General features: G+C 72.1%; 17 protein-coding genes and 1 pseudogene. 11 read left to right on the top strand and 7 right to left on the bottom strand.

Features of this window, described 5'->3' with window-relative positions:
• Nucleotides 1-15: 15 nt before the first annotated feature.
• From DMP15_RS19685 to DMP15_RS19705, 5 genes are all read left to right on the top strand, one after another.
• Nucleotides 16-1,080, top strand: coding sequence for an ABC transporter ATP-binding protein (locus tag DMP15_RS19685; RefSeq protein ID WP_337826279.1), 1,065 nt, complete (start codon nucleotides 16-18; stop codon nucleotides 1,078-1,080).
• A 289-nt stretch (nucleotides 1,081-1,369) separates the two neighbouring features.
• A complete protein-coding gene (gene katG / locus DMP15_RS19690; protein WP_337826280.1) occupies nucleotides 1,370-3,571 on the top strand; it encodes a catalase/peroxidase HPI in 2,202 nt (733 codons plus the stop codon).
• Nucleotides 3,572-4,229: 658 nt separating this feature from the next.
• Entirely contained in the window at nucleotides 4,230-4,709 is a 480-nt protein-coding gene (locus tag DMP15_RS19695; RefSeq protein ID WP_062402320.1) for an MSMEG_3727 family PQQ-associated protein, read from the top strand.
• A gap of 15 nt (nucleotides 4,710-4,724) precedes the next feature.
• Entirely contained in the window at nucleotides 4,725-6,407 is a 1,683-nt protein-coding gene (locus tag DMP15_RS19700) for a PQQ-dependent dehydrogenase, methanol/ethanol family (RefSeq protein ID WP_337826281.1), read from the top strand.
• A gap of 103 nt (nucleotides 6,408-6,510) precedes the next feature.
• Nucleotides 6,511-6,708, top strand: coding sequence for a recombination activating protein 1 (locus DMP15_RS19705; RefSeq protein WP_073577173.1), 198 nt, complete (start codon nucleotides 6,511-6,513; stop codon nucleotides 6,706-6,708).
• Nucleotides 6,709-6,723: 15 nt separating this feature from the next.
• Here the strand turns inward: DMP15_RS19705 and DMP15_RS19710 are convergent, their stop codons facing one another.
• The gene (locus DMP15_RS19710; protein ID WP_073577115.1) at nucleotides 6,724-8,121 is read right to left on the bottom strand and encodes a DNA-binding protein; all 1,398 of its coding nucleotides are present in this window, start codon (nucleotides 8,119-8,121) and stop codon (nucleotides 6,724-6,726) included.
• Nucleotides 8,122-8,474: 353 nt separating this feature from the next.
• Here DMP15_RS19710 and DMP15_RS19715 point away from each other — a divergent pair, with 353 nt between their 5' ends.
• A complete protein-coding gene (locus DMP15_RS19715; protein ID WP_073577175.1) occupies nucleotides 8,475-9,932 on the top strand; it encodes a DNA-binding protein in 1,458 nt (485 codons plus the stop codon).
• On the opposite strand, the gene rpe is transcribed toward DMP15_RS19715, so the two are convergent.
• Nucleotides 9,933-10,610, bottom strand: coding sequence for a ribulose-phosphate 3-epimerase (gene rpe, locus DMP15_RS19720; protein WP_073577174.1), 678 nt, complete (start codon nucleotides 10,608-10,610; stop codon nucleotides 9,933-9,935).
• Between the two features lie 181 nt (nucleotides 10,611-10,791).
• Between rpe and hxlA (DMP15_RS19725) the strand changes: the two genes are divergently transcribed.
• From hxlA (DMP15_RS19725) to DMP15_RS19735, 3 genes and pseudogenes are all read left to right on the top strand, one after another.
• Nucleotides 10,792-11,421 carry a 3-hexulose-6-phosphate synthase gene (gene hxlA / locus DMP15_RS19725; protein ID WP_073573854.1) on the top strand — a complete coding sequence of 210 codons (630 nt, stop codon included), beginning with the start codon at nucleotides 10,792-10,794 and terminating at the stop codon, nucleotides 11,419-11,421.
• Nucleotides 11,422-11,465: 44 nt separating this feature from the next.
• Entirely contained in the window at nucleotides 11,466-11,711 is a 246-nt protein-coding gene (locus tag DMP15_RS19730) for a hypothetical protein (protein WP_253069305.1), read from the top strand.
• Nucleotides 11,712-12,030: 319 nt separating this feature from the next.
• Nucleotides 12,031-13,208 (top strand): annotated as a pseudogene (locus DMP15_RS19735) (IS30 family transposase).
• 112 nt (nucleotides 13,209-13,320) lie between these two features.
• Here DMP15_RS19735 and DMP15_RS19740 read toward each other — a convergent pair.
• Genes DMP15_RS19740 through hxlA (DMP15_RS19760) form a run of 5 tightly spaced genes read right to left on the bottom strand, consistent with a single transcriptional unit; the run spans nucleotide 13,321 to nucleotide 19,079 of the window.
• Nucleotides 13,321-14,691: an ATP-dependent 6-phosphofructokinase gene (locus DMP15_RS19740; protein ID WP_073573856.1), complete on the bottom strand. Its 1,371-nt coding sequence runs from the start codon at nucleotides 14,689-14,691 to the stop codon at nucleotides 13,321-13,323.
• Nucleotides 14,688-15,659 (bottom strand): fructose-bisphosphatase class II family protein, encoded by a 972-nt coding sequence (locus DMP15_RS19745; protein ID WP_073573857.1) that lies wholly within the window; start codon nucleotides 15,657-15,659, stop codon nucleotides 14,688-14,690. Before DMP15_RS19745 ends, DMP15_RS19740 begins: the two co-directional genes overlap by 4 nt.
• A 42-nt stretch (nucleotides 15,660-15,701) precedes the next feature.
• Nucleotides 15,702-16,289, bottom strand: coding sequence for a 6-phospho-3-hexuloisomerase (gene hxlB / locus DMP15_RS19750; protein ID WP_073573858.1), 588 nt, complete (start codon nucleotides 16,287-16,289; stop codon nucleotides 15,702-15,704).
• Between the two features lie 28 nt (nucleotides 16,290-16,317).
• Nucleotides 16,318-18,420 carry a transketolase gene (tkt, locus tag DMP15_RS19755; protein ID WP_217266845.1) on the bottom strand — a complete coding sequence of 701 codons (2,103 nt, stop codon included), beginning with the start codon at nucleotides 18,418-18,420 and terminating at the stop codon, nucleotides 16,318-16,320.
• A gap of 29 nt (nucleotides 18,421-18,449) precedes the next feature.
• Entirely contained in the window at nucleotides 18,450-19,079 is a 630-nt protein-coding gene (gene hxlA, locus DMP15_RS19760; protein ID WP_100880288.1) for a 3-hexulose-6-phosphate synthase, read from the bottom strand.
• 514 nt (nucleotides 19,080-19,593) lie between these two features.
• Here hxlA (DMP15_RS19760) and DMP15_RS19765 point away from each other — a divergent pair.
• Both DMP15_RS19765 and DMP15_RS19770 read left to right on the top strand, forming a co-directional pair.
• Nucleotides 19,594-20,586 (top strand): LysR family transcriptional regulator, encoded by a 993-nt coding sequence (locus DMP15_RS19765; protein ID WP_073573861.1) that lies wholly within the window; start codon nucleotides 19,594-19,596, stop codon nucleotides 20,584-20,586.
• Nucleotides 20,587-20,621: 35 nt separating this feature from the next.
• The gene (locus DMP15_RS19770) at nucleotides 20,622-21,599 is read left to right on the top strand and encodes a class I fructose-bisphosphate aldolase (RefSeq protein WP_073573862.1); all 978 of its coding nucleotides are present in this window, start codon (nucleotides 20,622-20,624) and stop codon (nucleotides 21,597-21,599) included.
• Nucleotides 21,600-21,620: the final 21 nt, after the last annotated feature.

Raw genomic sequence — 21,620 nt, forward strand, 5'->3', positions numbered from 1 at the left:
TGGCGGGACGCTGACATGGCAACGGTCACCTACGACTCGGCGACGCGGATCTACCCCGGGTCGGACACCCCCGCCGTCGACGGGCTGGACCTGGAGATCGCCGACGGCGAGTTCCTCGTGCTCGTCGGGCCGTCCGGCTGCGGGAAGTCGACGTCGCTGCGGATGCTCGCGGGCCTGGAGGACGTCGACGCCGGCGCCATCCGGATCGGCGACCGCGACGTCACCGACGTCCGGCCCAAGGACCGCGACATCGCGATGGTGTTCCAGAACTACGCGCTCTACCCGCACATGACGGTCGCCGCGAACATGGGCTTCGCGCTGACCAACGCGGGCCGCCCGAAGGACGAGATCGCCCGCCGCGTCGCCGAGGCGGCGACGATCCTCGACCTGGAGGGGCTGCTGGACCGCAAGCCGCGTGCCCTGTCGGGCGGGCAGCGTCAGCGGGTCGCGATGGGCCGGGCCATCGTGCGCGAGCCCGCCGTGTTCTGCATGGACGAGCCGCTGTCCAACCTGGACGCGAAGCTGCGGGTGTCCACCCGCACCCAGATCGCGTCGCTGCAGCGGCGCCTGGGTGTCACCACCGTCTACGTCACCCACGACCAGGTGGAGGCGATGACGATGGGCGACCGCGTCGCGGTGCTCTCGGGCGGGGTGCTGCAGCAGTGCGCCACGCCGCGCGAGCTCTACGAGCGGCCGGTGAACGCCTTCGTCGCCGGGTTCGTGGGGTCACCGGCGATGAACCTGGTGACGGTGCCCTCCCCCACCGACGGGTCGGTGTCCCTCGGTGGGGTGCGGATCCCCGTGCCCGGCGGGGCGTCGGGCACGGTCACGGTCGGGATCCGTCCGGAGGACCTGCGCCCGGCCGGGGCCGGGGACGGGCTGGAGGTGACCGTCGACGTCGTCGAGGAGCTGGGGGCCGACGCCTACGTCTACGGCACCCTCACCGACGGCTCCGGGACCTCGCTCGTCGCCCGTACCGACGCGCGGGTCCCCCCGGGGCGCGGCGACCGGTTGCGGCTCGCCCCGGACCCGCAGCGCATCCACGTCTTCGACGGCGGGACGGGCGGGCGCCTGGCCTGACGCCCGGCGCCGTACGGGGCCCACAGCTGCTCCGTTCGCGTTCGCCCCGTCCCCGTTCGGCACCGATCGGCGACCGCTGGTACCGGCCCCCTTGCGATGCCCCGTCGCGCCAGCGATGCTCCGAAGGGCCCCGCGCACGGACCGGGAACCGGCCCCGGGCGGCCGGGGCCGCCAGGAGCGGGTCCGACATCGGCGGCGCGATGCCCACGGGGACCGGCCGGGGCGTCGACGCCCCTGTCCGACCGGGGGCGGCGGGGCACGTTGGACGGTCGGCCCGGGGAGGACGACGATGCCCGAGAACCCCGACACCCACGTCTACCGCACCTACGACCAGATCCTGGCCGGCGCAGGGTCCGGCGCCGAGGCCACCCACCTGCGCCCTCGGGACTGGTGGCCACAACGGCTCGATCTCGCACCGCTGCGCAGACCGCACCCGCGTGACGACGACTACCCCTCGCGCTTCGCGACCGTCGATCTCGACGAGCTCGCCCGGGACGTCGACGAGGTGCTCACCACCTCGCAGGACTGGTGGCCCGCCGACTCCGGTCACTACGGACCGCTGGTGCTGCGCATGGCCTGGCACGCGGCGGGCACCTACCGCGCCGGTGACGGCCGGGGTGGAGCCGCCGCCGGCATGCAGCGCTTCGCCCCGCTGAACAGCTGGCCGGACAACCGCAACCTCGACAAGCCGCGGCGCCTGCTCTGGCCGGTGAAGCGCAAGTACGGCCGGTGCCTGTCCTGGGCCGACCTGATGATCTTCGCCGGCAACCGTGCACTGGAGTCGATGGGGCTCACGACGCTCGGGTTCGCCGGCGGGCGCCCGGAGGTGTGGGAACCGGACGACACGTACTGGGGCCCCGAGCGCAAGTGGTTGTCGGAGCGGCGCTACACCGGTCTCCACGAGCTCGACGAGCCGCTGGGTGCGAGCGAGATGGGGCTGATCTACGTCGACCCGCAGGGTCCGGCCACCAACCCCGACCCGAAGCTGTCCGCGCGCGACATCCGTCAGACCTTCCGCCGGATGGCCCTGGACGACGCCGAGACCGTCGCACTGATCGCAGGGGGTCACACGTTCGGCCGGATGCACGGCCCGGCGGACCCGATGGTCACCGCGGGACCGGAACCCGAGGCAGCTCCGCTGACCGCCCAGGGCATGGGCTGGAGCGGTGGTCACGGCACCGGCCTCGGCCCGGACACGGTGACCGCCGGGCTGCACGGCGCGTGGACACGCACCCCGACCCGCTGGGACCACACCTACCTCGAGACGCTCTTCGAGTACGAGTGGGACGTCGAGCTGAGCCCCGCCGGCCTGTGGCAGTGGGTCCCCCGCGACGGCGGCGGCGCGGACACCGTGCCGGACCCGTTCGACCCCGGGGTCCGCTCGCACCCGGTCATGCTCACCACCGACCTCGCGCTCCGGGCCGATCCCGGGTTCGAGTCGATCGCGCGTCGCTACCTCGACGACCCGGACGAGTTCGCCGACGCCTTCGCCCGGGCCTGGTTCAAGCTCACCCACCTCGACATGGGCCCGGCCCGCAGATACCTGGGTCCCCTCGTCCCCGAGCAGCCGTTCCTCTGGCAGGACCCGGTCCCCGAGGTCGACCACGAGCTGGTCGACGACGACGACGTCGCCGCTCTCAAGCGGATGGTCCTCGGGTCCGGCCTGACCGTCGCCCAGCTCGTCGGCACCGCGTGGGCGTCGGCCTCGACCTACCGCGACACCGACAAGCGCGGAGGCGCCAACGGAGCACGGATCCGGCTCTCGCCCCAGCGTCACTGGGAGGTCAACGACCCGGAACAGCTCGACGAGGTCCTCACCGTCCTGGAGGGGGTCCGGGAGCGGTTCGAGGGGGCGCACACCGGCGGCAGGCGGATCACGATGGCGGACCTCGTCGTGCTCGGCGGGTGCGCGGCGGTGGAACGCGCCGCCGCGGACGCCGGGCACGAGGTCGTGGTGCCGTTCCGGCCCGGGCGCACCGACGCGACGCAGGAGTGGACCGACACCGGATCGTTCGCGGCCCTGCAGCCGCGCGCCGACGGGTTCCGCAACTGGGTCGGGGACACCTCCGGCATCGCGCCCGAGCACCTGCTGGTGGACCGGGCCGCGCTGCTGACGCTGACCCCACCGGAGATGACCGTCCTCGTCTCCGGGCTCCGTGTACTCGGAGCCACCCACCGCGGTTCCCGTACGGGCGTGCTGACGACGTCGCCGGGGACGCTGACCAACGACTTCGTCGTGAACCTCCTCGACGGTCGCACCCGGTGGTCGGCGAGCCCCGACGGCGACGGGTCCGTGTTCGAGGGCCGGGACGTGGACACCGGTGAGCTGCGGTGGACCGCGAGCCGGGTCGACCTGGTCTTCGGGTCCAGCTCGGAGCTGCGGGCGCTGTGCGAGGTGTACGCCGCGGACGACGCGGCTGACCGTTTCGTCCGTGATTTCGTCGCGGCATGGGTCAAGGTCATGGAGCTCGACCGTTTCGACTTGATCTGATCCTGCGCCCGGACAAGCGATCGTGGGCGGTCCGGGAAATTGCGTCCGAACGCGTCTGCGGGACCGGCGATCTCCGTGTGGGAGATCAGGTCCGGCCGGCGCCGCCGGACGCACGGGACGCGGCCCCGGCACACGACGCCGGCACCGCCGGAGGTCGTCCCGCGCGGTGCCGGCCGCGGCGGCGGACCGGCCGCTCCCACCCTGTGGACGTCGTCTCCGCACGGGCGGGGACCGGCGCGACCGGCAGGACCGGAGATCGGCTGCGCCCAGGACGGGCCGGAGTGGTCGCGACGGCCTCGTTACCCCCGTGACGTGCGGTTCGTCCGTGTCCACGGCTCCGGACCGGGCCGCGGCGACACCGCCGGGGCAGCGGCCCCGGGACTGCTCCGCGGGCTCCGAGGGGGTACGAACGGTAGGCCGCGACCGGCGAACGGGGTCTGTTGCCCCGTCAACGGCGAGCCATACCGTAACACCCTCGTGCGATGTAACGTGTGTTGCGCGGCGGGTGATGGCAATCACCACCGGAATGGTGGCCGGATGATCGTCCCATTCCCGCAGCGGCTGTTGTATCGCAGTCGGCCGGCGCGCGGGACGCGCGTGTTCCGCACACACCGGCGCCGCCGAATTGCTTTTTTCTCAACGACGAGGAGGCGAAGCGATGACATCCATACAGGACCGCGAGGACTCGGCCCAGGACAGCCGGGAGGAACTCCTGGCCGAACTCAGCGGGCAGAATCGCGCGACCATCGGCGCGGTGCTCGGGACCGGCTCGGTCGCCCGGGCGACCGAGCGTCCCGACGGCGTGATGGAGGCGACGATCAGGATCCCCGAGGACGCCATGACGTGGGATCCGGCGATCTTGATCATGCCGCACAGCGGCACGCTCGAGCTGACCATCATCAACGACGACAAGAACACCCACGCGTGCCTGCTGCCCAGCAACGGGGACCGGCAGTTCATCGGCCTGGTGAACCACTCCAAGGGGAGCGCGACGATCGAGCTCGACGGTCCCGGCTGCTACTGGTACGGCTCCCCGGCGGGTAACGACGAGGGCCGCGGTCTGACCGCCGCGATCGTGGTGACCGGTGAGGTCCCACCGGAGGCGAAGCTCGACCGTCCTGCCCAGCCGCGACCGTAAGAAGGGCGAATCACCATGACCATCGAGTACGTGGACGCAGGCAAGGCGTTCGACCACAGCAAGCTCTCGAACCTCCCGCACAGCGCACCGGACGTGACACGCGGGCTGGACTACGACCGGATCCTGCAGGCGCGCAGCGAGTCGCACAACTGGATCACCTACTACGGCGACTACGACGGCAAGCGCCACAGCCTGCTGGACCAGATCAACGCCGGGAACGTCAAGGACCTGAAGGTCGCCTGGATCTTCCAGGCGAGCGCCACCGGCATGATCGCCTCGACCTCCACCTACGCCTTCGAGGCGTGCCCGATCGTCGTCGACGGCGTCATGTTCGTGACGGGCTGGGACGGCCAGATCTGGGCGCTCGACGCCGTGACCGGCGAGCAGCTGTGGCGCTACAAGCACGCCATCCCGATCGACGTGACGCTGTGCTGCGCCAACGTCAACCGCGGTTGCGCGGTCGCCAACGGCAAGGTCTACATGGTGACCCAGAACGCGCAGCTGGTCGCACTCGACGCCACCACCGGGCGCAGGGTCTGGCAGAAGACCATCGGCGACGTCCGCGCCGGCGAGAGCGCCTCGATCGCGCCGCTGGTCATCAAGGACTTCCTCATCACCGGCTCCGCCGGCGGTGAGTACGGCGTCCGTGGCCACATCGACGCCTGGGACCTGGAGACGGGCGAGCAGCGCTGGCGCACCTACACGGTGCCGAAGCCGGGCGAGCCGGGGTCCGAGACCTGGCCCGACGACGGTGAGGCGTGGCAGCGCGGCGGCGCGAACCACTGGGTCACCGGCACCTACGACCCCGAGCTGAACCTGTACTACGCGGGCACCGGCAACCCGGCCCCGGACTTCGACGGCGAGGTGCGCCCCGGCGACAACCTCTACACCGACAGCGTCGTCGCGCTGGACGTGGACACCGGCGAGATCAAGTGGCACTACCAGTTCACGCCGCACGACCTCTGGGACTACGACTCCACGATGGAGATGACCCTGTTCGAGCGGGACGGGAAGAAGCTCCTGGCCCACTTCGACAAGAACGGGTACATGTTCGTCCTGGACCGGACGAACGGCGAGCTGCAGCACGTCACCCCGTTCGTGGACCGGATCGACTGGGGCGTCATCACGCGCGACGGCAAGGTCACCCCGCGCAAGTACCCGGACAAGGAGGGCGAGCCCTGCCACTTCTTCCCGGGACCGGCGGGCGCGAAGGAGTGGACCCACGCGTCCTACAACCCCGACCACGACCTGTTCTACGTCCCGGTCGCCGATGTCGGTGCCACCGCCACCCGCCGGCGCCGTGAGTTCAAGGAGGGCATGCCCTACTGGGGTGCCGCCGTCGAGGTCGACATCGACAACATGGCCGGTTCGGTCAGCGCGTTCGACTCGCACGGCGAGGAGAAGTGGCGCTACCGGCTCAAGGACATGCCGATGGCCGCCTCGACCCTGAGCACCGCGGGGAACCTGGTGTTCGCCGGCACGCCGGCGGGCGAGTTCCTGGGGCTGCACGCCGAGACCGGCGAGAAGCTCTGGAGCTTCCAGTGCGGCAGCGGCCATCACAGCAGCCCGAGCACCTTCACCGTGGACGGCAAGCAGTACATCGCGGTCCCGGTCGGATGGGGCGGCTGGCTGGAGGGCATCGTGCCGGGTCTGTCCGGACAGGGACACGGGGCATCACTGATCGTGTTCTCCCTGTGACACCGGTCCTCTGACCAGCACCCGGCCGGTGGGGACGTGGTCGCGTCTGCGGCCCCACCGGCCGGGTGTACCGGCCCGACCACGGAAACCGACGGTGATGACGATGACCCAGACCCCGGCCACACGACCGCGGCAGAACCTGCCGTGCATGCTGTGCGGCGAGCGCTTCGGGCCCGAGGACATGGCCCGCCACACCGAGCCGGTGGAGTGCGGCCCCTGCATCACCTGCGTCGGGAAGCCCGAATGCTTCGAGTGCCGGCTGATGTACTGCGTCTGCGACGTGCACCGTTACCGCGGCTGAAGGCCGCGGCCCGGGTCAGAGTTCGAGCGCGCGGCGGACCGTCGGGATGTTGCGGCGGGACACCGGCACGACCGTCTCGGCCGGGTCGTCCATGACGAGCACCAGCTCGCCCTTCTCCCGGCGTTCGACCTCCCGGATCCGGCTGAGGTTCACCACGAACTGGCGGTGCACCCGTAGGAAGCCGGCGCCGTTCAGCTCGGACTCGAGCCGGTCGAGCCCCAGCGACGCGGACCGCATCTGCCCCTCCTCGGTGGTCAGCCACACCTCGTTGCCGTCGGACTGCGCGAACGCGACCTCCGCCAGACGCAGCAGGACCATCCTGTTCTCGCGGGCCGCGACGAGCCGGCGCGGCGGGGTCTGCGGGGCGGCCGGTGCGTCCGGGGCGTCCGTCGACGCGGGAAGCGGCTCGCCCTCCGAGACACCGAAGGAGACGACGTTGCCGACCAGGTGCCCGGCGAGGAACACGGGACGGAAGCTGATCGTCATCGGCTCGCGGGAGAGCCGGGTGAGGATCTGCGTCGAGCCGGTCCAGCCGGCGTCCCTGCCCGCCTGCCCCGCGGCGTACCGGGCGGCCCGGATGAACTCGGGCAGCTCGGGCCTCCACCGGACCGCCGGGTCCGGCGCCGGTGTGGAGCCGGGGATGCCGAGCAGCACCCCGGCGGTGTCGTCGGCGACGACCACCCGCCCGGCCGGGTCGACGCCGGCGAGCGGAGCTGTCGTCAACGACCGCGCGTGGTTGACCGCGGCGATCAGCTCGGTGCCGTCGCCCCGCGCTCGCTGGCGCAGGATGCGCTGCGTCGCGGACGCCGCGGTGCCGAGCCATCCCTGCGCCGACCGGGGGAGCTCGCGCCGCCAGCAGGAGATGTTCAGGACCGCCACCGGCTGTCGGCTCACCGCGTCGCGGACCGAGACCCCGGTGCAGTTCCAGTCCTGGAACGCCCCGCACCAGTGCTCGGCGCCGCGGACCGTGACGGGGGTGTGCGACGCGAGCGCGGTCCCCATGCCGTTGGTGCCGACCGAGCTCTCCGACCAGCAGTACCACTGCGCGAGGTTGGCCTCGGCGGCGAGTGCACGGGTCGCCTCGTCGCCCCACTGCGCGAGCACGCGGCCGTTGGCGTCGGCGATGGTGACGATCCCGCCCTCTCCACTCAGCTCGTGGGCGATGGGGCCGGCCCGGAACCCGAGCTCGGCGATGACGACGTCGTGTTCCAGGGTGTGGACGACCTCGGTCACGGCGGCCGGGGCCTCGGAGATGAGCGGGTCGACCCCGTACTGGTCCCGGCACCGGTGCCACGACACCGCGATCTCGGGCCGGATCCCGCTGAGCGCGTCGTCACCGGCGGCGAACCGCTCCCAGGCCCGCCGCACGTCGGCGTCCTCCGGGCCGGTGCCGGGACGCACTACCTGTGGCATGGCGACCGCCTTTGGTCTGTCTCGATCGAGCGCGGTGATGCAACCTGACTCGCACGCTAAACGCACGGTCGAATCGAGGGCAAGCGGACTGCGCCGGGAGATCACGAACGGCGGGGAATGCGTGACAGGCGGGCGCGGCGCGCTCTCCGGGAGAAGCGTCCGATCACTGCGCCGTCGAAACGGCACACGCTTCCCCCGCATGCCGGACGTCGTCGGCTGAGTGTGCCGGCGCGGACGTTCCCGCGGATCCGGCACATGGCGCCGGCACCGTACGTGCCGGCGGGAGGAAATGCAGAACGGATGTGGGTGGCCGGGGCGAACTGACCCCGGCGCCCGGCGACAAGGAGGTCGCGATGACGGGGAGAGTCCCACCGCTGGTCCTGGCTCCGGAGCGGAGCGGGAGCCGGAACGTCGCCCCGCGGGGTCCGCTCGTCGCGGCGTCGTCGGCCCGCGAGGTCGCACGGGCCTGGGAGGACTTCGCCGCGGGCAACGAGGTCAGGACCGGGGTGCGTCCCGAGATCCTCGCGTCGTGGTACCGGTGCCGGGACCGCTACGGGGTCGACAGCACCCTGGACGTCGCCCCCGGAGCCGGCAGCGGCGCGGAGAGCCCCCGGGTGGACGACGGCGTGGTGTTCACCGCCCTCGGTGGGCTGGGCGCGATGGCGGGCCGCGAGATCGAACGCGACGGGGGCGTCGTCACCGTCGCGGACAGCCGGGGGCGGGTGCTGGGCGCCTGGGGCGACTCGTCGGCGCGGCGCCGCGCCGAACTGCACAACCTCGCTCCGTGGTCGTCGTGGTCCGAGGCGTGTACCGGGACCAACGGGATGGGCACCTCGCTCGAGGTGGACGGTCCGGTGACCGTGACCGGTCCGGAGCACTGGTGCCAGGGGTTCCACGACTGGGCGTGCGCGGGCATCTCGGTGCGGGACGTGGTGACCGGCGCACCCGTCGCCTCCATCAACATCTCGCGGTGGAACGCGTCCCTCCCGCCTCTCGTTCTGCCGTGGCTGACGGAGGCCGTCGCCTGTGTCGAGCAGGTGATCCGCCGGCGGGCCGCGTACGAGGCAGATGTCGTCGTCACCGCGTTCGAGACGCGGGCGGCCCGGACGCGGGGCGCACTCGTCGCGATGGACCGGGGCGGCAGCGTGATCGCCGCCGACGACGAGGCGGCCGTGGCACTGGGGCTCACCGGCGCGGCACCCGTCGTCGGGACGAGCGCGACCGCGGCGCGCCGGGTGCCCGACGTCCCCGGTCTGCCCGAGGTGGTCCGCTGGGCGATCGAACGGTCCGGGTGCGGCCCGGACTGGTGCGGACACGCCCGCCTGGCGGTGTGTCCCGGCGAGGCGGAGGTCCCGCTCACCTTGTGGCCGGTCGTCGACGGCCAGGGCGTGGTGGGACTGCTGTGCGCCGTCGGGGTCGCGGACGGGGAGGCCTACTCCCCCGGTGACGCCGGTGGCCAGGCCTCCGAGGTGCTCCCGCGGCGGGTGATCGGCGTGCGTGACGACCGGCTGGTCCTGCTGACCCCGTCGGAGATCCGCTACGCCGAGGCCGACCGCAACACCGTCTGGCTGGTCACCGAGCGGGGCCGGATCCAGTCCGCCACCCGCGGGCTGGACAACGTCGAACAGGCTCTCGCCCCGTTCGGGATCCGACGGGTCCACCGGCGCTACCTGGTGAACCTGCGCCGTGTGGCCGAGATCGAGCGGGGTCCGCGCGGTGAACTGTTCCTGATCACCGACGGCCGGTCGCACGAGGGCGTGCCGGTCTCCCGGCGCCATGCTCCGGACGTCCGGCGCAGGTTCGGCATCTGATCACCGACGCCGGTCGCGGACGGCGTCGACCTGGCGGCGCAGCCCCTCCAGCGCCCGTGCCGGATCCGCGGCCGAGTAGACCGCGGATCCGGCCACGAAGCAGTCGACGCCGGCCTCCGCCGCCTGCTCGATCGTGTCGGCGTTGATGCCACCGTCGATCTCGACGACCAGGTCCAGGTGTCCGGTGTCGACCAGTGTGCGGGCCCGGCGGACCGTGTCGAGGACATCCGGGTCGAAGGCCTGACCGCCGAACCCGGGCTCCACCGACATCACCAGCAGAGTGTCGAAGTGCCGGAGCACCTCGAGCCAGGGGTCCAGGGGGGTGCTGGGCCGGATCGCGAGCCCCGCGCGGGCGCCTGCCGCGCGCAGGTTCCGTGCCAGGGCCACGGGATCGGCGGCGGCCTCGGCGTGCACCGTGACGTTGTGGGCACCCGCCTCGGCGTAGCCCGTCGCCCAGCGGTCCGGGTCCTCGATCATCAGGTGGCAGTCCAGCGGCAGGTCGGTCGCGGCGAGCAGCGAGGAGACGACCGGTAGACCCAGGGTCAGGTTCGGCACGAAATGGGCGTCCATGACGTCCACGTGCAGCCAGTCGGCGCCCCGGCCGTCGACACCGCGCACCGCGTCCGCCTCCTCGGCGAGACGGGCGAAATCGGCGGAGAGGATGGACGGGGCGAACAGCGTTCTTCTCGACGAATGTCTCGACACCATTCGATCGTAGGGCGGCCGTTCCGGTTGTGGGGGTATTCGGGGTGCGGATCGGGTGATCGGTTTTCCGGATGTGTGGTGGTGTTGTGGGTGGGTGTCGGCGGGGCGACGGTGGGGGTGTTGTTCTTCCTGTTGTCGTGGTGAGGAGTTCGTCGTGCAGTTGCAGGTGGCTTTGGATGTTCTGGATCTTCCGTCGGCGTTGACGCTGGCGAATCGGGTGTCGGAGTTCGTGGACATTCTGGAGTTGGGGACGCCGTTGGTGAAGTCGGCGGGTATCGGGGCGGTGACCGCGGTGAAGGCGGCGCATCCGGACAAGCTGGTGTTCGCGGACCTGAAGACCGCCGATGCCGGTGAGCTGGAGGCGGATCTGGCGTTCGGTGCGGGTGCGGATCTGGTGACGGTGATGGGGGTGGCCGACGACGACACGGTGCGGGGTGCGGTCGCGGCCGGTGCCCGGCACGGGAAGCGGGTCGTGGCGGACATGATCGGGGTGGTGGACGGGCGGGTCGAGCGGATCCGTCAGGTCGCGGAGCTGGGTGTGGCGTTCGTGGAGATCCATGCGGGTCTGGACGAGCAGGCGCGTCCGGGGTACTCGATCGACCGGTTGCTGGCCGACGGTCGGGCGGCCGGGGTGCCGTTCTCGATCGCCGGTGGGGTGAAGGCGGACACCATCGGGTCGGTGCGTGAGGCCGGGGCGGTGGTCGCGGTGGCCGGTGGGGCGATCTACAACGCCGACGATCCCGCCGCTGCCGCCGCCGAGCTCCAGAAGCGCATCGTCTCGTGAGTGGAGCGCCCGTGGAGATACGACGAACGAGTCCGGAGACACCGGTGAACGCCTACGGCGACCTGATGCTGCAGACCGCACGGGTGGTGCGGATGCGCTACGTCCGCTGCACCCGTGACCCGCGGCTGTCCCCCGCCGAGGCGGACGAGCTGGCGGACCTCTTCGAGCGGCTCGCCCGGGGCGACTCCGGTGTCGATCAGATCGACCCGAACGAGGCCATCGGTCTCGCGTTCCGCATCCTCGACGACGACAATCCGGAGTTCTCGAGCCTCTGGCCACGGCGCCCCTGAGCCCGGACGGCCCGTGGGCCGATGCGACGACGGCGGCCCGGGACAGGAACGGCAAGTTCTAGCGGTCGCTGCAACACCTCGATCCTGAGGAGTTGCAGCGACCGTGGCCGTTGTAGGTGGTGGTGAGGGGCGGGCCGAGTTGGCTCGGCTGCGTGAGGAGTCCTTGGCCCGTTTCGATGTGGTCGGCTCGGCGACGACGGTCGCCCGGGAGCTGGGCGTCAACCGCCACACCGCGGCGGGGTGGGTTCGCCAGGCCGGGAAGCGGTCGCATGGTCCTGGTGGGCGAGGGCGTCATCCCGGGCGGGACGAGTTCGAGCGCCTGCGTGGTGAGGGGGTTCGGCGTGCTGAGGCTGCCCGTGTCGTCGGAGTGAACATCCGGACGGCCAGGGACTGGGACCACGGGGGCCGCAAGACCGGGAACAGTCGGGTCCATCCCGACGGACGGCGGGTAGACTACACCACGGGCATGATCACGATGGTGCTGTCGATGGCCAAGGTGGAGAAGGTCCTCCACCGACGGTTTGTGTCGTTGGCCGAACGGGAGACCATCACCGACCTGCGTCGGGAAGGTCTGTCGATCCGCAGGATCGCCAACCGGCTGGGGCGCCACCCTTCCACCATCAGCCGTGAGGTCGCCCGCAACAGTGACAAGCAAGGTGAGTACCGGCCGCACGCCGCGCACCGCGCGGCCGCGATGCGTCGAACTCGACCGAAGCCGTCGAAGCTGGCCTTCGACTCACCACTGCGCGACTACGTGACCGCGAAGCTGGCGGTGCGCTGGTCTCCCGAGCAGATCTGCCACGCTCTGGTCGCTGAGTTCCCCCACGACCCCGAGATGCGCGTGAGCCACGAGACGATCTACCAGGCGCTCTACCTGCAGGCCCGTGGCGGGCTGCGCCGCGAGGTCGCCGCGGCCCTGCGCACCGGCCGTGCCCGTCGCCGGCCCTGCCGCGACCCCCGGACCAGGCAGAGCCGTTTCCTCGACCCGATGGTCATGATCTCCGAACGACCGGCCGAGGTCGCCGATCGGGCGGTGCCCGGACACTGGGAAGGTGACCTGCTCATCGGTGCCGAGGGCGGCTCCGCGATCGGCACCCTGGTCGAGCGCGCCACCCGCTACGTGATGCTGGTCCACCTGCCCGACGGGCGCAGCGCCGAACAGGTCCGCGACGGACTCGTCGCCACCATGGCGACCCTGCCCGCGCAACTACGCGGCTCATTGACCTGGGACCAAGGCTCGGAAATGGCCGCGCACGTCTCGTTCTCGCTGGCCACGGACATGCCGGTCTACTTCTGCGACCCCGCCAGCCCCGGCAGCGCGGCTCGAACGAGAACACCAACGGCCTGCTGCGGCAGTACTTCCCCAAGGGCACCGACCTATCCGTCCACGACCCGGCCGACCTCGAACACGTCGCTCAACAGCTCAACGGGCGCCCACGCAAAACGCTCGGCTGGAAGACTCCAGCCGAGCGTCTGCGTCAACTACTGTCCGCTTGAACTACCAGCGGTGTTGCAACGACCCCTTGAATCCGCCAACCTGTCCCGGGCCGCCGTCGTGCGATGTCCGCCCCCGGCGCGGGCGGGTCCGTACCCGCGGCGGCGGGCGGACTCAGCAGAACCCCGCGTGGAGGGGGTGTGCGCCGGCCGCGCCGAACCCGGCGGGCTGGCAGGTCGCCTCCAGCACCGACAGCCACATGTCGCCGTTCGGGTCGACCTGGTTGCGACGGCTGGTCATCAGGGTCAGCGGGACGTGGACGAACCGGCGACGCCAGCGCGCGACCGCGGCCTCGGTGCGTCCCGCCATGGCCGCGTGCACCGCGGCGTGCGCCAGGCGCAGGCAGTAGACGCTGTCGTAGGCGTTCGCGGCCACGCTGCGGATCGCGTAGCTGGGGTCGATGTAGCGGATCGTGGGGGCGAGGCCCGCGTCGGTGAGGTGCGTGCCGACGCGCTCCCGCAGGAGCTCGGCGACGTCGCCCAGCCGGACGTTCCCCGAAGCGTCGGTCGCCGAGCCGGCCGCCGGGTGCTCCGCCAGCAGGTCCTGACCCGCCCCCTCGGCGAGGACGATCACGACGTGTCCCGCGGTCCGCACGTGCCTCTCGACGTGCGCGAGGAGGCCGTCGTCACCGTCCAGGGCGAACGGCACCTCGGGGATCAGCACGATGTCGGCCAGACTCGAGGCCAGCGCCGCGTAGCTCGCGATGAACCCCGAGTGGCGGCCCATGAGCTTGACGATGCCGACACCGTCGCGGCTCGCGGCGGCCTCGACCGCGACCGCGGTGATGAACTCCGTGGCCCGGGCGAACGCGCTCTGGAACCCGAACGACTGGTCGGTGAAGGGCAGGTCGTTGTCGATCGTCTTGGGGACGCCGATGACGGCGATGTCGAGGCCCCGTGCCCGGATCGCCGTGCTGATGCAGGTGGCCGCGCGCATCCCCCCGTCGCCCCCGACCACGAACAGCATGTCGACACCGCGGGACACGAGGCTGTCGACCATCTCGTCCGGGTCGTGGCCGCCGCGCGAGCTGCCCAGGATCGTGCCCCCGGAGTTCTGGATGTCGCGGACGTCGTCGAGGGTCAGCTCGACCGTGTCGTCGACACGGGCCGCCGTCAGTCCCTCCAGACCGTTGCGGAAGCCGAGGATGCGCTCGACCCCGTAGTGCACGGTCAGCTCCTGCACCAGGCCGCGGATCACGTTGTTCAGGCCGGGGCAGAGCCCTCCGCAGGTGACGATCCCGGCGGTGACCCCCTCGGGCCGGAAGTAGATCCGCCGACGCGGACCTGCCGCCTCGAAGCTCGCGGCCTCGACGGAGGGCCGGTCGTGCTCGGCCAGCATCGAGACGGTGTCCTCGAGGAGGACCCGGTCACCCTCGGCCACGTAGTGCGGTGAGGTCTGTTTGGCGGTGAGCAGGCCCGCCATCGGCGAGTCGTAGCGGCACTCACCCAGTTCGCGGACCCGGAGGTCGTCCCGGTGCAGGGTCACGGCTGCTCCCTCCTCGTCCCGGTGGCCCGGTCGAAGGTCGTGTGGGTGACATGGCGGATCTGCCCGTCGGTGATCAGCAGGGACTCGACGACGGTGGTGCCGCCGCTGCTGCGGGGCCTGCCGAGCAACGGGCCCCCGTTCACCCCGGAGGCGGCGAAAAAGGCCGTGTCCGCCACCAGCTCCTCACAGCGCAGGATGCGGTCGGTCGACCGGCCCGCGGCGCGCAGGGCCGCCGCCTCCGCCTCGCGCTGCGGTGCGAGCCGGCCCAGCATCCCGCCGCCGAGCGCGCGGACGGCGGCTGCCGTCAGCACACCCTCCGGGGTGCCCCCCACGCCGAGCAGGAGATCGACGTCGAGGGTCGGCATCAGTACCGCCAGGCTCCCGCCGACGTCGCCGCCGGCCGGGGTCTGCACCGCCGCACCGGCCCGCAGCACCCGGGCGATCAGCTCCGCGTGGCGTGGCTTGTCCATGATCATCACACGCAGGTCGCCGACCTTCTTGCCCACGGCCTCCGCCACCTTGGCGACGGTGCGCTCGGGCGGGTCGTCCAGATCGACGACGTCGCGCGCGGCAGGCGGAACGACGATCTTGTCCATGTAGAAGCCGGGGCCGGGCGACCAGAACGATCCCGTCCGGCCGAACGCGATCGTCGCCAGCGCCCCGGGCAGGTCCCGGGCACAGAACGACGTGCCCTCCAGGGGGTCGACGGCGATGTCGAAGTCGGGCCCGTCACCGGTCCCGACGATCTCGCCGTTGAACAGCATGGGGGCGTCGTCCTTCTCCCCCTCCCCGATGACCACCGTCCCCCGCCCCGGTGCGCGGGCCAGCGCTGTGCGCATCGCCTCGGTGGCCGCTGCGTCGGCCGCATCCTGATCGTCACGGCCGGCCCACGGGTAGGCGGCCACCGCGGCGCTGCGGGTCGCCTCCAGGGCCACCGCCTCCAGTGTGCTGATGTCGGGTGCCGACATGTCGGGCTCCTCGGGTCGGTCGGGCGGGCACGGCGGTCGGACTCACTCGAGGTTGGCGTGCAGCCGCCAGAGGTCGCGGGCCTGGCTGTCCCCGGACTTCCAGAGCGTGTGGAACAGCGCGTCACTGATCAGCAGCACCGACTGCTCGAAGAGGCTGCCCGCGTACTGGACGGAGGCGCTGCCGTCGAAGTCCTGCTTGTCGGCGGCCGGCACCACCAGGGTCTCGGTCGCGATCTCGGCCAGCGGCGAGCCGGCCGCCGTGGTCAGTGCGATCACGTCCGCGTCCTGGGCCCGGGCCGTCTCGGCCGCCCGGACCACACGTCCCGTCGTGCCCGAGCCCGACGCCGCCACCAGGACGTCGCCCGCTCCGATCGCCGGAGCGGTGACCTCCCCGACGACGTGGGTCGGCAGCCCGAGGTGCATGAAGCGCATCGCGGCCATGTTCAGCGCCAGACCGCTGCGCCCGGTCCCCACGGTGAAGACCGTGCGGGCGCGCAGCAGCAGGGCGCCCGCACGGGTCCATGCCTCGGGCTCGATCCTGGCGCTGACCCGCTGCACCTCGTCGACGACGGCGCGGGTGGCGACCGAGAACTCGCCCGGGGTCAGGTCGTGGGTCATCTGGCGGGTCATCGCGTTCTCCCTCTCGTCGTCGTCCCGGTCATGCCCGGCCGACCGATGCCAGGCTGCGCCGGGCGGCCTCGGCCACGGCCGCGGCGGTGATGCCGAACTTCTCGAACAGCGTCGCGACGTCGGCCGACGCCCCGAAGTGCTCCAGCGAGACGATCTCGCCGGCGTCCCCCGCGATGCGGTGCCAGGGCTGCGCCACACCGGCCTCCACGACGACCCTCGCCCGGACCGACGGGGGCAGTACCCGGTTCCGGTAGTCCTCGTCCTGGCCGTCGAACCACTCCAGGCAGGGCAGGGAGACCACCCGGGTGGCGACGCCCTCCGACTCGAGCATCCGCCGCGCCCCGAGGGCGAGCTGGACCTCCGACCCGGTGCCCACGAGCACGACGTCCGGACGTCCCGACGAGGCCTCTGCGAGCACGTACCCGCCCCGTGCGACGCCCTCCCGCGAGGTGCCCTCCAGAGTCGGCACGGCCTGGCGGGTCAGGGCCAGGCCGGCCGGGCCCGCGTTCTCGAGCACCGTCCGCCAGGCGTACGCGGTCTCGTTCGCGTCGGCGGGGCGCACCACGGACAGGCCGGGGACGGCGCGCAGCGAGGCCAGCTGCTCGACGGGCTGGTGGGTCGGCCCGTCCTCGCCGAGCCCGATGGAGTCGTGCGTCCACACGAAGACGACGGGCAGCTCCATCAACGCGGCCAGGCGCACCGCGGGCCGCATGTAGTCGCTGAAGACGAGGAAGGTCCCGCCGTAGGGCCGGGTGCCCCCGTGCAGCGCGATCCCGTTGAGGATCGACCCCATGGCGTGCTCGCGGACGCCGAAGTGCAGCGTCCGTCCGTGGGGCTGGGCGCTCCAGCTCGACGTCGAGATCCCGGCCGGGCCGAAGGAGTCCGCGCCGGCGATCGTCGTGTTGTTGCTCCCCGCCAGGTCCGCCGAACCACCCCACAGCTCGGGCAGCCTGTCGCCGAGCGCCGCCAGCACCGTCCCCGATGCCTTGCGGGTGGCGACACCGGCATCACCGGGCTCCCAGACCGGCAGGGCGTCCGCCCAGCCGGGGGGCAGCTCGCGTCGCCGGAGCCGGTCCAGCAGCGCCGCACGTTCCGGGTTCGCCCGGGCCCACGCGTCCGCCTCGACCTGCCACGCGGCGCGGGCGGTACGGCCGCGGTCGGCCGCCTCCCGCGTGTGCCGCAGCACGTCGTCGTCGACCTGGAAGCTGAGCTCCGGGTCGGCACCGACGCTGCGCTTGACCGCGGCGAGCTCCGCACCGCCCAGTGCGGCGCCGTGGACGGCGCCGGTGTTCATCAGCCCGGGGGCCGGATAGCCGATCACCGTGCGCAGCACGATCAGCGTCGGGCGGGTGCTGTCGGCCCTGCTGTGGTCGACGGCGTCGAGGAACGCCGCGACGTCCTCGCCGCCGTCGACGGTCAGGACCTGCCACCCGTAGGCCTCGTACCGTGCCGCGGTGTCCTCGGACAGCGCGATACGGGTGTCGTCCTCGATGGAGATCTCGTTGCTGTCGTAGATCACCGTGAGATTTCCGAGCTGCTGGGTCCCCGCCAGCGACGACGCCTCGGAGGTCACCCCCTCCTGGATGTCGCCGTCGGAGGCGATCACGTAGATCCGGTGGTCGAACACGCTGGTGCCGGGTTCGGCGTCCGGGTCGAGGAGGCCGCGTTCACGCCGGGCGGCCATCGCCATCCCGACCGCGTTGGCGAGGCCCTGCCCGAGCGGGCCGGTGGTCGTCTCGACACCGGCCGTGTGGCCGTGCTCGGGGTGGCCCGGCGTCCGCGAGCCCCATGTCCGCAGGGACCTCAGGTCGTCCAGCTCCAGGCCGTACCCGCACAGGTAGAGCTGGATGTAGAGGGTGAGGCTGGAATGACCGGCGGAGAGCACGAACCGGTCCCGGCCGAGCCAGTCCGGATCGGTGGGGTCGTGCCGCAGGACCCGCTGGAACAGCGCATGGGCGACCGGCGCGAGGCTCATCGCGGTCCCGGGATGGCCGCTCCCGCACCGTTCGACCGCGTCGGCCGCCAGCACGCGTGCGGTGTCGACGGCGCGCCGGTCGAGGTCGGTCCAGTCGGCGGGGACCCGGGGGGCGGTCAACCGGGCCAGCTCGTCGTCGGAGCGCGGCGGGGACACGGACGCCCCCGGCGGCGCGGTACGGACGGTCACCGGCCGATGCGCTTCTGGAGCTCGGCGGCGGCAGCGGCGGGATCGTCGGCGTTGTAGATCGCCCCACCGGCCACCGCGACCACCGCCCCGGCCTCACGCACCGACCCGATGGTGTCCGCCTTCACCCCGCCGGCGATCGAGAACGGCACCCCGGCCGCCCGACCGTCGGCCAGCAACCGGTCGATCGAGTACCCCGGACGCGCCTGCTCGTCCAGACCCGCATGGATCTCCACGAACGCCACACCCAGCTCCGCGACCTGACGGATCCGCTCGACCCGCCCGTCCACCACCCCGATCATGTCCGCCACGACCCGCTTCCCGTGCCGGGCACCGGCCGCGACCGCACCCCGCACCGTGTCGTCGTCGGCCACCCCCATCACCGTCACCAGATCCGCACCCGCACCGAACGCCAGATCCGCCTCCAGCTCACCGGCATCGGCGGTCTTCAGGTCCGCGAACACCAGCTTGTCCGGATGCGCCGCCTTCACCGCGGTCACCGCCGCGATACCCGCCGACTTCACCAACGGCGTCCCCAACTCCAGAATGTCCACGAACTCCGACACCCGATTCGCCAGCGTCAACGCCGACGGAAGATCCAGAACATCCAAAGCCACCTGCAACTGCACGACGAACTCCTCACCACGACAACAGGAAGAACAACACCCCCACCGTCGCCCCGCCGACACCCACCCACAACACCACCACACATCCGGAAAACCGATCACCCGATCCGCACCCCGAATACCCCCACAACCGGAACGGCCGTCGGCGTACCCCGGTGCCGGAGGGGCGTCGTCGCGCCGGCGAGGAGATCCCGCCGCAGTTCGGACCGGGTCGGTCCGTCCCGGAGCTCCTGGCTGCGCCGCCACCCGATGCGCGTTTTCCGGGACGAACGGCGACCTAGGAGGAACGAACGAAGCAGTATCGGGAACCGGCGGAGAACGGGGACGGAAAATGCCCTCCGGTCCTCGTGCCGCACCGCAGGAGACGCGAATCCCGCCTCTCGTACACGGATCACGTGCGTTCGTGTCCGTGCGGTTGACCCGTTCTCCCCCGGTCCGCATCATCGCCGGGCGCCGCGTTTCGACGGAGTTTCGCGGGCGGAGCGAGAGGACAAGAACGTTGGTGATTCCGTCCCGGATGCCTCAGCTCGCAGACCTCGATCTCCTGCTGTCGGTGGCGAGCCGTGGCAGCGTCGGAAAGGCAGCGCAGGAACACCGCATCTCCCAGCCTGCCGCCAGCACGCGGATCAGTGCGATGGAGAGACGACTCGGTCTCCGGCTGCTCGAGCGGTCGCCTGCCGGGTCGACGCTGACCACGGAGGGCGAGGTACTGGCGCGCTATGCACGCAACGTGATCCGGGCGGCCGACGAGCTGCTCGAGTTCGGCTCCCGCATGGGATCCACGGAGGCCCGCAGGCTCCGCATCGCGGGCAGCCCCGCGATCTCCGAGCACCTGATCCCCGACTGGCTGAACCACGCCGGCTCCACCACCGACGACGTCCTCGTCGAGGTGCGGACCGGCAACCTCGAGACGCTCCACCGCCTGGTCCTGGAGAGCCGGGTCGACCTCGCGTTCGTCGACGGATGGTGCGGTACCGGCGACCGGACGGGCGCGGCGCACCATGACGAGCTGGTGACCCGAGACATCTGCGACGACCGGCTGGCCGTCGTCGTCGGGCCCCGGCACCCCTGGGCGGACCGGAGGACACCCGTCACCGTCGCCGAGCTCGCGGGTGCACCTCTGGTGCTGCGGGAGCGCGGGTCGGGCCTGCGCGCGTTCACCGACGAGCTCCTCGCCTCGCACCGGCCCGCCGGCGGCCAGGTCGAGCTGCCGTCCAGCAGCGCGCTCAAGCTCGCCGTCGCCACGAGCAGACGGGTGACCGTCCTGAACGTGTCGACCGTCCGTACCGAGATCGCGGACGGTCGGCTCCACCTCGTCGCCGTGGACCACGAGATGCCCGGGCGTCCCATCCGCGCGACCTGGAACCGGCAGCGCGGGCTCACCGGGCACGCGGAAGCCCTCGTCGAGATCGCCGCGGCGAAGGGCTCGCCGCCGCCCGGCCCCCACGACGCCCCGGAGACCGGAGGCACGCCCGGACGCGACCACGCAGGCCACCGGGCGATCGCATGACCGCCCGCGACCGTCAATTCCCAGGAGGGGACGAAGTGTCAGCTCTGAACAAGATCGCCCGCACGATGGTCTCGCACCGGCGGGGGATCCTCGCCGCCGACGAGAGCATCGGGACCATGTCCGCCCGGCTCGAGTCGGTCGGCGTCGCCCCGACCGAGGAGAACCGCCGCGTCTACCGCGAGCTCATCGTGACCACACCGCGGCTCGCCGAGTCCGTGAGCGGGGTCATCCTCGCGGACGAGACCTTCCACCAGCAGCTCGACGACGGGCGGTCGTTCCCCGAGTACCTGTCCGACATCGGGATCCTGGCGGGCATCAAGGTCGACACCGGGGCGAAGCCGCTCGCCGGGGCGTCCGGCGAGAAGATCACGGAGGGACTCGACGGGCTGCGCGAGCGCATCGCGGACTACGTGCGGCGCGGCGCGACCTTCGCGAAGTGGCGGGCGGTCATCACCATCGGCGACGGGCTGCCGTCGGACCGCGCGGTGCGCGCCAACGTGCACGCACTGGCCCGCTACGCCGGCCTGTGCCAGGAGGGCGGGCTGGTGCCGATCGTGGAGCCGGAGGTGCTCATGGACGGCGACCACTCCCTGGCCCGGTGCCGGCAGGTGACCACGGAGACCCTCGAGGAGCTGTTCGAGGAGCTCGACCTCCTGCAGGTACAGCTCGACGGGATCGTCCTGAAGCCGAACATGGTGGTCCCCGGCTCCGGCAGCGGCGAGCAGGTCACGGTCGCCGACGTGGCCGAGGCCACGGTCGAGACACTGCGGGAGACCGTGCCCCCGGCCGTCCCGGGCATCGCCTTCCTGTCCGGGGGCCAGGACCCGGAGGTGGCGACGGAGCACCTCGGGGCGATGCAGGGTCTCGACCCGCTGCCGTGGGAGCTCACCTACTCCTTCGGCCGGGCGCTGGTCGGGCCCGCGCTGGAGGCGTGGCGGGGGCAGGAGCAGAACCGGGACGCCGCCCAGTCGGCCCTGTCCGCCCGTGCCGTGGCCAACGCCGCGGCGCGCTGACCGGCGCCGCGTGGTGCGGAC

Source organism: Pseudonocardia sp. UM4_GMWB1 (genome assembly GCF_017312155.1).
Classification (GTDB): Bacteria; Actinomycetota; Actinomycetes; order Mycobacteriales; family Pseudonocardiaceae; genus Pseudonocardia; species Pseudonocardia alni.

Excerpts from the sequence above, each read along its gene's own strand:
- DMP15_RS19685 (WP_337826279.1), top strand. The coding sequence starts at position 16 with ATGGCAACGGTCACCTACGACTCGGCGACGCGGATCTACCCCGGGTCG.
- katG (WP_337826280.1), top strand. The coding sequence starts at position 1,370 with ATGCCCGAGAACCCCGACACCCACGTCTACCGCACCTACGACCAGATC.
- DMP15_RS19695 (WP_062402320.1), top strand. The coding sequence starts at position 4,230 with ATGACATCCATACAGGACCGCGAGGACTCGGCCCAGGACAGCCGGGAG.
- DMP15_RS19700 (WP_337826281.1), top strand. The coding sequence starts at position 4,725 with ATGACCATCGAGTACGTGGACGCAGGCAAGGCGTTCGACCACAGCAAG.
- DMP15_RS19705 (WP_073577173.1), top strand. The coding sequence starts at position 6,511 with ATGACCCAGACCCCGGCCACACGACCGCGGCAGAACCTGCCGTGCATG.
- DMP15_RS19710 (WP_073577115.1), bottom strand. The coding sequence starts at position 8,121 with ATGCCACAGGTAGTGCGTCCCGGCACCGGCCCGGAGGACGCCGACGTG.
- DMP15_RS19715 (WP_073577175.1), top strand. The coding sequence starts at position 8,475 with ATGACGGGGAGAGTCCCACCGCTGGTCCTGGCTCCGGAGCGGAGCGGG.
- DMP15_RS19745 (WP_073573857.1), bottom strand. The coding sequence starts at position 15,659 with ATGTCGGCACCCGACATCAGCACACTGGAGGCGGTGGCCCTGGAGGCG.
- hxlB (WP_073573858.1), bottom strand. The coding sequence starts at position 16,289 with ATGACCCGCCAGATGACCCACGACCTGACCCCGGGCGAGTTCTCGGTC.
- DMP15_RS19765 (WP_073573861.1), top strand. The coding sequence starts at position 19,594 with ATGCCTCAGCTCGCAGACCTCGATCTCCTGCTGTCGGTGGCGAGCCGT.